General features: G+C 65.5%; 10 protein-coding genes and 1 tRNA gene. 6 read left to right on the top strand and 5 right to left on the bottom strand.

Going from position 1 to position 13,652, the window contains the following annotated elements:
• Positions 1-55: 55 nt before the first annotated feature.
• Positions 56-130: transfer RNA gene (locus tag ACOJSI_RS07485), tRNA-Thr, on the top strand.
• 108 nt (positions 131-238) lie between these two features.
• Positions 239-616, top strand: a complete 378-nt coding sequence (locus tag ACOJSI_RS07490) for a DUF1801 domain-containing protein (protein WP_420137641.1) — start codon at positions 239-241, stop codon at positions 614-616.
• A gap of 42 nt (positions 617-658) precedes the next feature.
• Here ACOJSI_RS07490 and ACOJSI_RS07495 read toward each other — a convergent pair whose 3' ends face one another.
• Positions 659-787, bottom strand: coding sequence for a hypothetical protein (locus tag ACOJSI_RS07495; RefSeq protein WP_420137642.1), 129 nt, complete (start codon positions 785-787; stop codon positions 659-661).
• A 209-nt stretch (positions 788-996) separates the two neighbouring features.
• Between ACOJSI_RS07495 and ACOJSI_RS07500 the strand changes: the two genes are divergently transcribed.
• Positions 997-4,137, top strand: a complete 3,141-nt coding sequence (locus ACOJSI_RS07500; protein ID WP_420137643.1) for a helicase-related protein — start codon at positions 997-999, stop codon at positions 4,135-4,137.
• Here the strand turns inward: ACOJSI_RS07500 and ACOJSI_RS07505 are convergent.
• From ACOJSI_RS07505 to ACOJSI_RS07520, 4 genes are all read right to left on the bottom strand, one after another.
• On the bottom strand, positions 4,134-4,559 hold the full coding sequence (locus tag ACOJSI_RS07505; protein WP_420137644.1) for a response regulator: 426 nt from the start codon (positions 4,557-4,559) through the stop codon (positions 4,134-4,136). The genes ACOJSI_RS07500 and ACOJSI_RS07505 overlap by 4 nt on opposite strands.
• Before the next feature lie 89 nt (positions 4,560-4,648).
• Positions 4,649-4,909 carry a hypothetical protein gene (locus ACOJSI_RS07510; RefSeq protein WP_420137645.1) on the bottom strand — a complete coding sequence of 87 codons (261 nt, stop codon included), beginning with the start codon at positions 4,907-4,909 and terminating at the stop codon, positions 4,649-4,651.
• 161 nt (positions 4,910-5,070) lie between these two features.
• Positions 5,071-6,975: an NPCBM/NEW2 domain-containing protein gene (locus ACOJSI_RS07515; protein WP_420137646.1), complete on the bottom strand. Its 1,905-nt coding sequence runs from the start codon at positions 6,973-6,975 to the stop codon at positions 5,071-5,073.
• A gap of 61 nt (positions 6,976-7,036) precedes the next feature.
• Entirely contained in the window at positions 7,037-8,722 is a 1,686-nt protein-coding gene (locus ACOJSI_RS07520; protein WP_420137647.1) for a carboxylesterase/lipase family protein, read from the bottom strand.
• A 296-nt stretch (positions 8,723-9,018) separates the two neighbouring features.
• Between ACOJSI_RS07520 and ACOJSI_RS07525 the strand changes: the two genes are divergently transcribed.
• The 3 genes from ACOJSI_RS07525 to ACOJSI_RS07535 all read left to right on the top strand — a co-directional run bounded on the left by ACOJSI_RS07525 (position 9,019) and on the right by ACOJSI_RS07535 (position 13,643).
• Entirely contained in the window at positions 9,019-10,101 is a 1,083-nt protein-coding gene (locus ACOJSI_RS07525) for an alpha/beta hydrolase (protein WP_420137648.1), read from the top strand.
• A 58-nt stretch (positions 10,102-10,159) separates the two neighbouring features.
• Positions 10,160-10,933 carry a FadR/GntR family transcriptional regulator gene (locus ACOJSI_RS07530; RefSeq protein WP_420137649.1) on the top strand — a complete coding sequence of 258 codons (774 nt, stop codon included), beginning with the start codon at positions 10,160-10,162 and terminating at the stop codon, positions 10,931-10,933.
• A 61-nt stretch (positions 10,934-10,994) separates the two neighbouring features.
• A complete protein-coding gene (locus tag ACOJSI_RS07535; RefSeq protein ID WP_420137650.1) occupies positions 10,995-13,643 on the top strand; it encodes a glycoside hydrolase family 3 C-terminal domain-containing protein in 2,649 nt (882 codons plus the stop codon).
• Positions 13,644-13,652 lie beyond the last annotated feature (9 nt).

A 13,652-nucleotide genomic window follows, 5' to 3' on the forward strand; every position in this document is an offset into this window, starting at 1 on the left:
GTCCGGGCTTCTCCATAGGCACCCGACCCTGTGGGGTCACCCCATGCTGGCCGATGCTGCCGTAGCTCAGTGGTAGAGCGCATCCTTGGTAAGGCTGAGGTCGTGAGTTCAATCCTCACCGGCAGCACCAGCATCTTCAATCGATTAGGCGAATAATATACCCTTCGGGGGACCCGCCAAGGGTGGGATAACCATCTTACGATAGCGGCCGGTCGTTCGTTATGCATGGGAGGCAAGGATGACCGACGAGGTCGACGCAAAACTTGCGAGTCTGGCGGATTGGCGTGGCGCGCTGCTCACGCGCATTCGCACCCTGATCATGGAAGCGGATCCGCAAATCACCGAGGATATCAAGTGGCGCAAGCCGACCAACCCGCTGGGCGTGCCGACCTGGTCGCGCGGCGGCATCCTGTGCACGGGTGAAAGCTATCGCGACAAGGTGAAGCTGACGTTTCCGCAGGGCAGCGCGTTGCCCGATCCGCAGGGCCTGTTCAACGCAAGCCTGGAGGGCAAACGGCGCGCGATCGACTTTTTCGAAGGGGACCAGGTGGACGATGCGGCATTGACGGCGCTGGTCCGGGCCGCCGCGTCGTATAACCTGGGATCCGCGAACTGATTGATGTTCTCAAGGGCGGGCGGCGGCCGTAACGGGACGGAACTAGCGGGCCATGTTCGAGAAGGTATCGCCGACCGATTTGGCGTCCTGCTTGGCGCCGTTGATCGTGTTGCACGCTGCGACAATCAAGCAGCCGGCACAGATCGCGATAATGGCAAGGCGTTTGATCATGGCGTTTCGTCTCCCATACGCGCGACGATGTCTAGCGTCGGCTACCTGAACATTTTCATGCCGTTCGGCAGGCTGGTGTCGCAGCCGGTCGAAACCGATCAGGATATTACCGCGCGCAACAGCGGCGCCGCAGCTAAGCTACGGACAGGTTTCGCATTTTTCGCGGTACCCTTTTCGGCGTTCCGACGTTCGCCCGGTCGGAGGATCGCATGCCAGACAAGAAGAAGGACGCCGTGCCGCTGGCGCGGATCGTGACCCGCATTGCCGAGGCGATGCAGGACAGCGACATCCTTTACGTGGCCCGCGACGAGCAGCAGGCCGATGCGATCGCCGCTGCCTTGCGCGCGATCACCAGCCAATGCGTGGTGCACGTGCCATCGAGCGACGCACTGCCCGGCGACGACACGCCGGCCAGCCCCAGCAATGCCGGCCGTCGCGCCGCCGCGCTGCGGCGGCTGCATATTTCGAAAGACGATGCGGGCCGCGCACCGCTCGCCTGCATCGCCAGCGCCGAGGCGATCGCCCGCCTCTATCCGGTCCCCGACTCCTACGCGGCGGCACCGCCCCTGCTGTCGCCGGGCGCGACGATCGACGTGCCTGCCTTGTCCGAACATCTGCTGGGCGTCGGCTATTTCACCGACGACCGCATCGATGAACCCGGCGAGATTGCGGTGCGCGGCGAGGTGATCGATCTGTTTCCGGCCGATGCCGAGCTGCCGGTGCGGATCGAGATCGCCGACGGCCAGGTGACCGCGCTGCGCGCTTATGATCCGATCACGCAGCGCACCGTGTCGGAGCTGGAGCATATCGAGATCGGGCGTGCGGCGGAGCCGGAGATCGGACAGGGCGTGCCGCTGCTTGCGCACCTCAAGCCCGGCCGGATCGTCTTCGATCCCGGTGCCGAGGCCCGGCGTATCCGCTTCCTCGCCTTGGCCAAGGAAGCGCGGCGGCTGGGCAGCCGCGCGCCGATCGCGGTGGCCGACGAGGATTGGGCGAAGGCGCTCCAGCGCTGGGATGTGGTCGATTGGAGCGACGATGATAGCGAGGCGATGCTGCGCTTCGTCGAGCGTCATGCGCCGTGGGCGGCCTTCCTGCGCATGGCGCGCAAGGCGATAGCGGACGGCGCGCGTTTGGTGCTTGCCGGGGGCGCGCGCGATCTGCGCTTCATCGGCCGGCGCCTCACCAAGGATTTCGGCCAGGAGGCCATCGTGCTGACGGCCTGGTCCGACGTTGCGGTGCTGGAGCCGGGTGCGGTGGCGACCCTGCACATGCCGGTCCCGGCGGGCTTTCGCTGTGCCGATCTGCTGTTCGTGGCGACGGCCGATCTGCTGGGAAGCCGCGCGGAGCAGGAGGCAGCAGCCGGCAGCAGCGTGATCGAGATGCTGGGCGACATGACCGATCTGCGCATCGGCGACGTTGTCGTCCATGAAGATCATGGGCTCGCCCGGCTCGCGGGGCTGGAGCCGATGCCCGGCAGCGCCGATGGCGAGGCGATCATCCTGGAACATGCGGACAATGCCCGCCGGCTGGTGCGCGTGGAGTCGGCTGATCGACTATGGCGCTATGGCGCGGATGCCGATGCCGTTACCCTGGACAAGCTGGACGGCAGCAGCTGGGAGAAACGGCGCAGCGCCATCCATGCAGCCATCGCCGAGAGCGCGAAGGCGTTGACCGAGCTGGCCAACAAGCGTGCCGCCCTGACCGCGCCGGAGTTCATTCCCGATCCCGCCGCTTATGAGCGCTTCGCCTCCGGCTTTCCGTTTACGGAAACGAGCGATCAGGCGCGCGCCATTGCCGCCGTGCGCGACGATCTCGCCTCCGGCAAGCCGATGGACCGGCTGGTCATCGGCGATGTCGGCTATGGCAAGACGGAGGTCGCGCTGCGCGCGGCGGCTTTGGTGGCGTTGGCGGGCGGGCAGGTTGCCATCGCGGCGCCAACGACCGTGCTGGTGCGGCAGCATCTCGAAAGCTTCCGGCGGCGGTTCGCGGGCAGTGGGATTGAGGTGGCCGGCCTGTCGCGTCTCTCCACGCCGGCCGAGAAGAAAGCGGTGAAGGCCGGCCTTGCCGACGGATCGATCCAGATCGTGATCGGCACCGGCGCCATCCGCGGCAAGGATGTGTCCTATCAGGCGCTCGGCCTGGTCGTGATCGATGAGGAGCAGCGTTTCGGCGCGGCCGACAAGGCCAAGCTGCGCGGCGATGGCGAAACCCATGTTCTCACGCTCAGCGCCACGCCGATCCCGCGCACGCTTCAGACTGCGCTGATCGGGCTGCAGCAATTATCGATCATCGCCACGCCGCCGTCGCGCCGCCAGCCGATCCGCACCACGGTCGATCAGTTCGACGAAGCGCGCGTGCGGATCGCGCTGATGCGGGAGAAAAGCCGCGGCGGGCAGAGCTTCGTGGTCGCGCCCCGGATCGAGGATCTGGCTGGCCTGGCCCAACGACTGGCCAAGATCGTGCCGGAGCTCTCGGTCGTGCAGGCGCATGGCAAGATGCCGGCCGCCGAACTGGATGAGGCGATGGTGCGCTTCGGCGACGGCCAGGGCGATGTGCTGCTGGCGACCAACATCATCGAAGCGGGGCTGGACGTGCCGCGCGCGAATACGATGATCGTGTGGCGCGCGGACCGGTTCGGGCTGGCCCAGCTGCATCAGTTACGCGGTCGGGTCGGACGCGGCAGCCGGCGCGGCCAGATCCTGCTGATCACCGAGAGCGAACATGCGATTGCCGAGCGCACACTGAAGCGGCTGCGCACGTTGGAGGCGTTCGACCGGCTGGGCGCCGGCTTTGCGATCAGTGCGCGCGACCTGGACATGCGCGGCGCCGGCGATCTGATCGGCGATGCGCAGGCGGGTCATATGAAGCTGATCGGCGTGACGCTGTACCAGCATCTGCTGGAATCGGCTCTGCGTGAGGCGCGCGGCGAGACGGTGGAGCGCTGGTCGCCCGAGCTGAATTTGGGACTGTCGGGTAAGCTGCCGGAGGACTGGATCCCCGAGCCGGAGGTGCGCGTCGCGCTCTATACCCGGCTTGCGCGGATCGAGGACAATGCCGCGCTGGATGCGCTGGAAGAGGAAATGGCAGACCGCTTCGGCGCACTGCCGGCGGAGGCGGAGGCGCTCATTGCCCTGGCCCGTATCGGTTGCCTCGCGCGGGCGGCGAATGTCGCGCGGATCGATGCGGGACCGGGCGGCATCGCGCTCACGCCGCGGCGCGGTGGCTTTGCCGGCGACGCGGACGCGCTCGGCCTGGTATCGAAGAAGGAGCGGCTGATCCTGGAGGAGAAGATCGCGGACGAGACCGCGCGCCTGCAGCGCGTGCGGACGCTGCTGGAAAGCGTGGACTAGGGGGCGGCGATCTGGACTTCGGCAGGTGCGGGCCGCGACGCACACACATTGTCGCGGGCGCCGAGCAGCGACTCGACCGCCGCAATCAATTTGGCCGGCGCGAACGGCTTCTGGATCATGACGCTGTCCGGGACGCCATGTGTGGCATGGTCGCCGGCGCTATCGCCCGAAATATAGACGACCGGGATCGCAGGATCGCGTTCGCGCGCCTTGCGGGAAAGCTCCCAACCATCGGCCCCGGGGCCGCAGCGTATATCGGTCAACAGCGCGTAAATGGGCGGCTCACCCGCCTCCAGGGCCTGCTCCGCCTCGATACCGGACGATGCATAGCAGACGGAATGTCCCGCCTCTTCCAGACAATCCTGGATGCTCAGCGCGATCAAGGGCTCGTCTTCGACAAGCAACAGCAGCGGGTCTGCCATGGATCCGGTCCTCGCAGCTAACACTTTGGAAAGGGTTGCGGCCGCGCTGGACGGCCTGCGGCAAGTTCGGTCTTGGGCCGTGCCTGGGATCAGGCAGCCTTGGCGCGCTGCCGCTTGGGCTTGGCGCGCGACGCCGTCTTCTTGCGCGGCTTGGCGGTGAAGGCGGCGTAAAGCGCGGCGCCAGCCGCACCCGCGCCGATCGCGCCGGCGATCCAGGCGCCGACCGGCACCTTGCCGATCGCCGCGCGCGCGGCGGCAAGATCATTCGCGGCCTTGTCCTGAGTATCGGCCGTATCAGGCTCCGGTGCGGCATAGGCATGCGGCATGCGGGACGATGCAATGTGCGACATAGGTTTCTCCAGTTCAGCGTTCCAACCTGTGGAACCTAGGCCGGTTCCCCCAATCGTCTCCGCCTGCGCTCCGCATATCGCGCCGCGCGCGCCTCACCCCGCTCTTGAAACGTGTGGCCGAGGGGTGCCGGAACGGCGCTCACGCCGTCCCGGCATGTTCGCTACCGTGTCATCAGTGCGGCGTCGCCCCAGCTGACCGGAAGCTGCGCATTGTCCGCGCCCGGGCTGCGCGCGACCAGTTCGATCAGCTTCACGCCCGCGACGTTGGCGGAGAGTGGCTGCGGCGCCATACCCCACTTCAATGGCGCGCTCTTGGCGATCAGCTTGCCATCGCCATAGACGGCGAAGGTCACGGCATGGCCCTTGTCGCTCGCGCTGTCGTCCACGCCGACCATCGTGGTGAGCCGCTGCGCGCGATCGTTGCGCACCTCCAGCCGGGAATTGGCGAGGATGCCGATGCCCGATTGGAACGCTTTGCCTGCGATCTGCAAAACCTGCCCATAAGGTGCGGTATCGGCACGCGCGCCGCCCCAGCCGGCATAGATCGGGCGATCGCCCGCGCCCTTGGTGCCGGTCCAGCCGGCGGCGGTGCGGAAGATGGTGGGATCCGCCTGGGGATAGATCACGCCGTCGACGGCGGGGTTCACCCGGCCGGGCTGTTCGGACAGGTACAGGCCGTCGGCGAGCGTGCGGGTGCCGCGGGTGCGGAAGATCAGCGTTTCGCGCGGATCGACATGCAATTTGACCTGGCCGGTGAAAGTCTTCTGCTGTTTGCTCCACAGGTCGATCAGCGTCACGGGCGCATCGTCGCGATATTTCAGGTGCGCGGCCATCAGATCGACGTCGTAGCCGCCGGAACCACGGTTGAAGATGGCGACCGCCTTCTCCCCCGATGCCAGCGTCTTGACCAGGATCTGCACGTCGCTCGTATCGTAGGCGATCGTCGCCTGGTTGCCGGCGCTGTCCTGGTTGAGCGCGATGATGTCGCTATTGCCGAAGATATCCAGCAATGACTGCGGCGTCTTGCGCAGATCGGTTCCGATCAGCAGCGGCGCGTTGATCATCGCCCACAGCGCGAAATGCGTGCGGGCTTCCTTCAAATGGCTCGCATCGAAATCGCCCTGGCCGATATGCAGCATGTCCGGATCGTTCCAGCTGCCGGGATGGGCATAGAGCGCACGCGTGACGGCACTGTCGTAATTGACCAGCATGCGGCCCCAGGCCGGCGAAATGTCGTCGCTGGTGCGCGACACGGCGCCATAATCCTTGCCCCAATTGCGTACGTCTGCCGCGCCCCACACGCACAGCGACAACAGATAATCGCCATCCGGATTGTCGCGGACGAGCGCATTGTTGATCTGCTGGAACATCGCTTTGACGGTAGGAATGTCACTGCGGCTGACCTGCCCGGAATCGATGAACGGGCCGACCGCGCGAAATTTGCCTGAGGTCACGCGCGGGCTGGTCGGCGCATAGTCGCGGATGCCGCAGCCATCCACCTTGATATAATCGAAGCCCCATTCCCCGAAATACAGCGCGATATCCTGATCGATATGGCCGTACAGGCCGACTTCGCGTTCCAGCACATTGCCCTGCGGCAGATCCGCATCGACGGTGCCAAAGGCTTCGGCGCAGGTGTTGCGGCCCAGATCGGAATAGATGCCGGCCTTCAGCCCCATCGCATGCAGCCGATCGGTAAACGGCTTGAAGTTGGAATCATCGGCACCGCTGCGCGCCGATGGGAAGCGATCGGTACGGACGACCAGGCGTCCATCCGGCTGCCGCCGCTTCAGCGCCCAGCCATCGTCCAGATTGACGTAGCGATAGCCCTTTTGCGCAAGGCCGCTGCTGACGATCCGCTGCGCCGACCCCATGATCTTGGCTTCATCGATGTCGGAGGCGAACACGTTCCAGCTATTCCACCCCATCGGCGGAAGCTGGCCCTGGCCGGCCGTGTACGCAGACCAGCGTGCCGTAGGCGCCAAGGGATCGACGGGCTTGGCCGCCGGTGCCGCAGCGCTGCCCAGCAAGGCTGCCACGGCCGCGATCATTGCCGATGTTTTCATGGGTCTCCTCTCGAGCAGCGATATGCCGCGCAGGTTGATATTCGTCTGCTCGCGGATGCGATCAGGTCAGCAGGATCCGGCGCACCGCACCATTCGGATCGTCTTCAATCCGGCAGCGATCGTCAAAGATCATCGTTTGGCAGCGCTGCGGATCGCTCGCCGTCCAGGTCAGGCCGGGCTGGCTGGGATTGCCCGTCCGCGCAAAATTGGCCCAGGCCGTGCTCATCTTGCGGGCGACTGCCTGCGCTTGCGGCGTGTTGCCCGTGCCTTGCGCGCACAGGCGCACATTATCGAAGCAGAAAGCGAGCTCGGCTGTGTGCCAGGCGCCGCACTGGCCATCCAGCTGCGGCGATTGCCACGTGAACCAATATTGATAGGCCGGCGCCGCGCCCTGGCCATGCTTCAGCCGCACCATGCGCTGGACATTGTTGCGCTGGCCATAGCCGCCGACACCGTAGGACAGAGTGCGGATGCTCTTTTCCGGATGCGCGCGCTTCATTGCGGCGATCAGGGCATCGGCCTTTTCTGCTCCGAAGCTTTTCGTCAGATTCTGGCGCCATTCCGCCTCGCTCGGATTCTGGCTGTAGGACATGCCTTCTTCGCTGACGGAACCGATCAGCACAGGCACGTTGCGGGACACGTCGGGGGCTGCATCCTGATAGGAACGCAGCGTCACGATCTTGCCGTCCACGGTCGGCGCCCAGCCGACCCGCGGCGGGCCCGATGCGGGGAAGCCCAGCCCACTGGGCCCGCGCGCGGCCGGGCCGTTGATCTTGGTCGCGGCGGCGGTACCGGCCGCGAACAGCTTGGGCCATTCCATCTGCTGCAGGGCACCGATGTCATTTGGCCTGAGGCCCAACTCCTTCATCGTCTGGCGGGCGAGCTCGCGCGATTGCTCGGCGCTCGGGATATTGCCACCACCGCCCGACTGGATCGCGGCGCGATGGATCAGGCCGTGGCCGGATGGCATGCCCAACAAGGTCGTCACCTTCGATCCGCCGCCCGACTGGCCGTAGATCATCACCTTGTCGGGATCGCCGCCGAAACGCGCGATATTCTCCTGCACCCAGCGCAGCGACGCGATCAGATCGGTCATGCCGACATTGACCGAATCCTCGTACGGCGCACCGCCGATCGCGGCGGCATCGAAGAAGCCGAGAATGTTGAGGCGGTGGTTGACCGAGACCTGCACGACATCATGGTTGCGCGCCATCTGCGCACCGTCATGCGAGGCGAGTTCGTAGGAGGAGCCGAAGCTGAAGCCGCCGCCATGGAAATAGACCATCACTGGCCGGTGGCCGCTAAGCGACGGCGTCCAGATGTTCAGCTTGAGCATGTCTTCGCCCAGGAAGCCGTCGGTCCACTGTTGCAGGAACGTATGGTCGGCCGCGCGAAAATTGTGGAGCGTCTGCGGGCAATTGGCGCCGTAGGCCAGCGTATGCAGTTCGTCCGTCCAGGGCTTGGGCGGCTTGGCCGGCAGCCAGCGATTGGGGCCGCCGGTGTCGTCTCCATAGGGCACGCCCTTGAAGATATAGACGCCCTCTTCGACATAGCCGCGCACGGGCCCATATTGGGTTCGCGCCACCGCGGAACGGGGCGTCAGGCAAGTGCCGGACGCCGGGCTGCCGCCGGTGCTCCGTGCGGCGCGAAGTTCGCTCGCGGCGCTAAGGCCGGCGCCCGCCGCCAGCGACGCCAGCAGCGCTGACCTGCGGTTGAGGCTAAGTCCCGATTGTCCCCGTTCAGCCATGATCCATCCCCTCGCCCTGCCTTCTTGGGCAGTTTAGTCGGACATAACAGGAAGGTAGCCACCCGCGTCAAGCGAACTGCTTGGAAAAGAACCAAATTGGCCAAATGTCCGACATTGACCCGCATCGGCAACCCCGCTTATCGTGCAGTACCGGAACCGCGATCAGGGAAGAGCGGGACGGCGAAGGGGGAGGATGGCCAGACCATGTCGGCTCAGGCGACACGCGGGCACCGTCGTGCAGGCCCTCTTTCAACCGTGAACGCGCTTTGGGCGGATCGGCGGAGGAGAAGAACAGGGTGAAGGCGCTTTTATCTCGGATCGGTGCCGCTGCGTTGCTGGCGGCCGCTCAGCTCGTTACTGGACCATCCGCGTTGGCGCAGGCCGGCACCAATGTTCCGCCGCCGGTGGCGGGCGCCAAGCCGGTGCGGATCGATCATATCAAGGTCCATGCGCCGACGATCGCGGGCAATCTGGAAGGCGAGGCTGCGGATCGCGACGTGCTGGTGGCGCTGCCGCCCAGTTATGCGACCAGTCCGCGCCGTCGCTACCCGGTCATTTATGCCCTGCACGGTTATTCGATTGGCGCCGAGCAATGGACCAAGGAGATCCACGTCCCGCAGACGATCGAAGGCGCTTTCGCGAAGGGCGCGCCGGAGATGATCGTCGTGTTTCCGGATTCCAAGACAATCCACAACGGCTCGATGTATTCGATGTCGCCGACGACGGGCGATTTCGAGACCTTCATCGCGCGTGACCTCGTCCGCTATATCGACGCGCATTATCGCACGATCCCGGATCGGTTGAGCCGCGGTTTGGCGGGGCATTCGATGGGTGGCTATGGCACTGCACGGATCGGCATGCGCCACCCCGACATGTTCGGCGCCATCTATATGATGAGCCCTTGCTGCCTGTCCGCCCGCCCTGCCGGCCAGATGGATGCGCAGGCGCTTGCCGCACTGGAAGGCGTGAAGAGCGCCGCGGATTCGGCCAAACTGCCCTTCCTGTTGCGCGCGCAGCTCGCCAGTGCTGCGGCCTGGTCGCCCAATCCGAAAAACCCGCCGCTCTATCTGGACCTGCCGGTGAAGGATGGGGCGGTGCAGGCGGATGTGCTGGCGAAATGGGCGGCCAACGCGCCGCTCGCCTTCGTCGACCAATATATCGGCAATTTGCGTCAGTATCGGGCGATCGCGATCGATGTTGGCGATCAGGACAGCCTGAAGGTCGATGCCGAAAAGCTGCACAAGGTGCTCGACAGCTATGGCATCGCCAATCGCTTCGAAATCTATCCCGGCACGCACGTCAGCAACGTCGCCTTCCGCTTTCAGGATGAGCTGATGCCGTTCTTCGGCAAGAACCTCGCATCGGCGGGGAAACGGTGATGTGCCGGGTCGAAAGGTCCGGTCTTTCTTCGGGTCGATACCCTGATAGACAGATATGATGACCGATCCATCCGACGAAGACCTGCCCGACACCACCACGGACGAGAGCCCGGGCACGCCCCTTGCCAAGAGCGGGCGTACCGGCCGTCGCTTGCGCGGCGCCATCGCGCACAAATTGGGCGTGTCGATCCTCTCGGGCGAATTCGCGCCGGGCGACGTCTTGTCGGGGGAGATCGCCTTCGCCGAGGCGCTCAACGTATCGCGCAGCGCCTATCGCGAGGCGGTGCAGGTGCTGACCGCCAAGGGGCTGGTGGAAGCGCGCCCGAAGACGGGTACGCGTGTCTTGCCGCGCGATCGCTGGAATTTGCTGGACCCCGACGTGCTCGCCTGGGCCTTTTCGGGGGAGCCCGATCAGCAGCTGATCCGCAGCCTGTTCGAATTGCGCCTGATCATCGAGCCCGCCGCGGCGGGGCTAGCCGCCGCCAAGCGCGACCGCGACGAGTTACGCCAGATGAAGGATGCGCTGGCGCTGATGCGCCGCCATTCGCTTGCCACTGACCTCGGCCGTCAGGCGGACCGCCTGTTCCACGACACCATTCTGCGCGCGACGCGCAACGATGCGCTGGTGGTGCTCAGCGCGTCAATCGGATCGGCGGTCAGCTGGACGACCCAGTATAAGCAACGGTCGCGCGCGTTGCCGCGCGATCCGATTCCGGAACATGTGCAGGTTTATGAGGCGATCGCGGCCGGCGATCCGGACGCGGCCAATGCCGCGATGCGCGTGCTGGTCGAACTGGCGCTGCAGGATACGCGCTGGGCCATGGAAGGCTGATCCCGCACCGGATCGTCATAACGATAATCGCAACCGACAGTCACGATGCAAGGGGATGAAGATGGTCAGCGCGACACTGAAGGGCATGCTGCTGGCGGGCAGCATCCTGGCGGCATGCCCGTCTCTGGCGCAAGCGGACGTGCGTGCCGAGGCGGATCGCCTGGCGGCAGCGCTCGTCGCCAAGATGACGCCGGACGAAAAGATCGCGCAGCTGGTCAATGTCGCTCCGGCTATCCCGCGGCTCAACATCCCCGCCTACAATTGGTGGACGGAATCCTTGCATGGCGCGATCGGCCCCGTGCCGACCACCAATTTTCCCGAGCCGATCGGGCTGGCGGCGACGTTCGACGTTCCGCTGATGCACCAGGTTGCGGGTACGATCAGCACCGAAGTGCGCGCACTGCACACGCTGGGCAGGCAGACGGGCAAGCTCGGTAAGATCGGCACAGGGCTGGATACCTGGTCGCCCAACATCAACATCTTCCGCGATCCGCGCTGGGGCCGTGGCCAGGAAACCTACGGCGAGGATCCGTATCTGACCGCGCGGCTGGGCGTCGCGTTCGTCACCGGTGTGCAGGGGGCAAATCCCGATCTGCCGGACGTAATTGCTACGCCTAAGCATTTCGCCGTGCATAGCGGCCCGGAATCGACCCGCCATACCGCCGACATCCCGGTCACGCCTTATGATCTGGAGGATACCTATCTTCCCGCCTTTCGCGCGGCGATCGTCGACGCCAAAGCGGGATCGATCATGTGCGCCTATAATCGCGTGCTAGGCCAGCCTGCCTGCGCGAGCGACATGCTGTTGAAGGATCATCTGCGCGGCGCCTGGGGCTTCACCGGCTATGTCGTGTCGGATTGCGACGCGGTCGTCGATATCTACGAACATCATAAATATGCGCCGGATGGCCCGTCGGGGGTGGCGGCCGCCTTGCATGCCGGCGTCGACAATGAATGCAACAACGCTACGCTGGGCGGCGCGACCAACCTGGGCGAGCGCTACAAGACCGCGCTCGCGCGCAAGCTGATCGGGGAGCCGGATATGGATCGCGCGCTGGTGCGGCTGTTCTCCGCCCGCTTCCGTGCCGGCGATCTGCCAGGCTTACGCGCGCGCCAGCTATCGGCCGTTCCGGTCAGCGCAATCGGCACGGCCGAAGCGCAGGCGCGAACGCTACAGGCTGCATCGGAAAGCCTGGTGCTGCTCAAGAACGATGGCACGCTGCCGCTGAAGCCCACCAGCAAGATCGCCGTGATCGGCCCCTTGGCGGATGCCACGCGCGTGTTGCGCGGCAATTATTCCTCCGCGCAGACCGGCCCGCGTTTCTCGATCATCGATGGCCTGCGTGCCGCTATGCCAGCTGCCAAGATCACGCTGGTGCCGTTCACCGCCTCGATCACGGATGGCGATCCTATACCGGACGGCGCCTTCGTCGATCCGGACGGCAAACCGGGCCTGCGTGCTGATTATTATAATGCGCCGCCGCTGGCGCCCGGCGCCGATCCCAAGACGTCCGCAGTCTATGATGCCAAGCCCGCGGTGACGCGGAGCGAGAATAATCTCGGCTCGCGCGCCAGCGAACTCAAACAGGTGTCGGAACGCTACAAGGTGGTGTGGACCGGCTTTCTTGTCGCGCCCGAAACCGGAACCTATCGACTGGCCGTCACCGGCGCGATCGGAGACTTGCGCGTCGATGGCAAGCCGGCGCTGACGGCCCAACGCTATTCGCAATGGGCGGAGCCGCTGAAGCTGGTCGAGGTCTCGCTGCGCAAGGGCGACCGCTATCCGATCCGCTTCCAGTCGGAGGCCGGCGCGACCTCTGCCGCCAGCACATTGTTCTGGAAGCGCATCTCCACCAATCTCGACGCGGATCTGGCGGCGGGCACCGCCGATGCCGATGCGATCATCGCCGTGGTCGGCCTGACGTCGGATTTGGAAGGGGAGGAGATGCCCATCCATGTCGAAGGCTTTTCTGGTGGCGACAAGACGTCACTGGATTTGCCGGCCGATCAGCGTGCTTTGCTCGAAAAGGCACGCGCGCTTGGCAAGCCGCTCGTGGTGGTGGCGATGAACGGTAGCGCGATCAACCTGGCCTGGGCCAAGGCGAACGCCGCCGCGATATTGGAGGCTTGGTATCCGGGCCAAGCAGGCGGCCTCGCCGTGGGCAATGTGCTGGCCGGAAAAACCAATCCCTCGGGGCGCCTGCCGCTGACCTTTTATGAGACGTTGGCCGATCTGCCGCCGTTCGATGATTACGGTATGAAGGGGCGCACCTATCGATATTATCAGGGGCGGCCGGTTTATCCGTTCGGCTACGGTCTGAGCTACACCAGCTTCGCCTATGCGCCGCTGAAGGTGCAGCCGATTGCGGGCGATGCCGCGCAGGGCGTGCGCGTGACCACGACGATCACCAACACCGGCAAGCGCGCGGGCGACGAGGTCGCGCAGCTATACTTGAACTTCCCCGATGCCCCGCGCGCACCGCGCGTCGCCTTGCGCGGCTTTCAGCGGGTCTCGCTGCAGCCGGGGGAGAAACGTACCGTCACGTTCGACCTGTCTCCGCGCGATCTCAGCAGCGTGGCGCAGGACGGCACACGCCGCGTCGTGCCGGGCGGCTATCGCGTCAGCGTGGGATCCGGCCAGCCGGATACGGGCGTCCCGAGCCAGTCGGCCCGCTTCACCGCGGCGAAGACGGTCGAATTGCCGAAATAGAGGCCCCTG

It is taken from the genome of Sphingomonas sp. (assembly GCF_048595155.1).
Taxonomy (GTDB): domain Bacteria; phylum Pseudomonadota; class Alphaproteobacteria; order Sphingomonadales; family Sphingomonadaceae; genus Sphingomonas_I.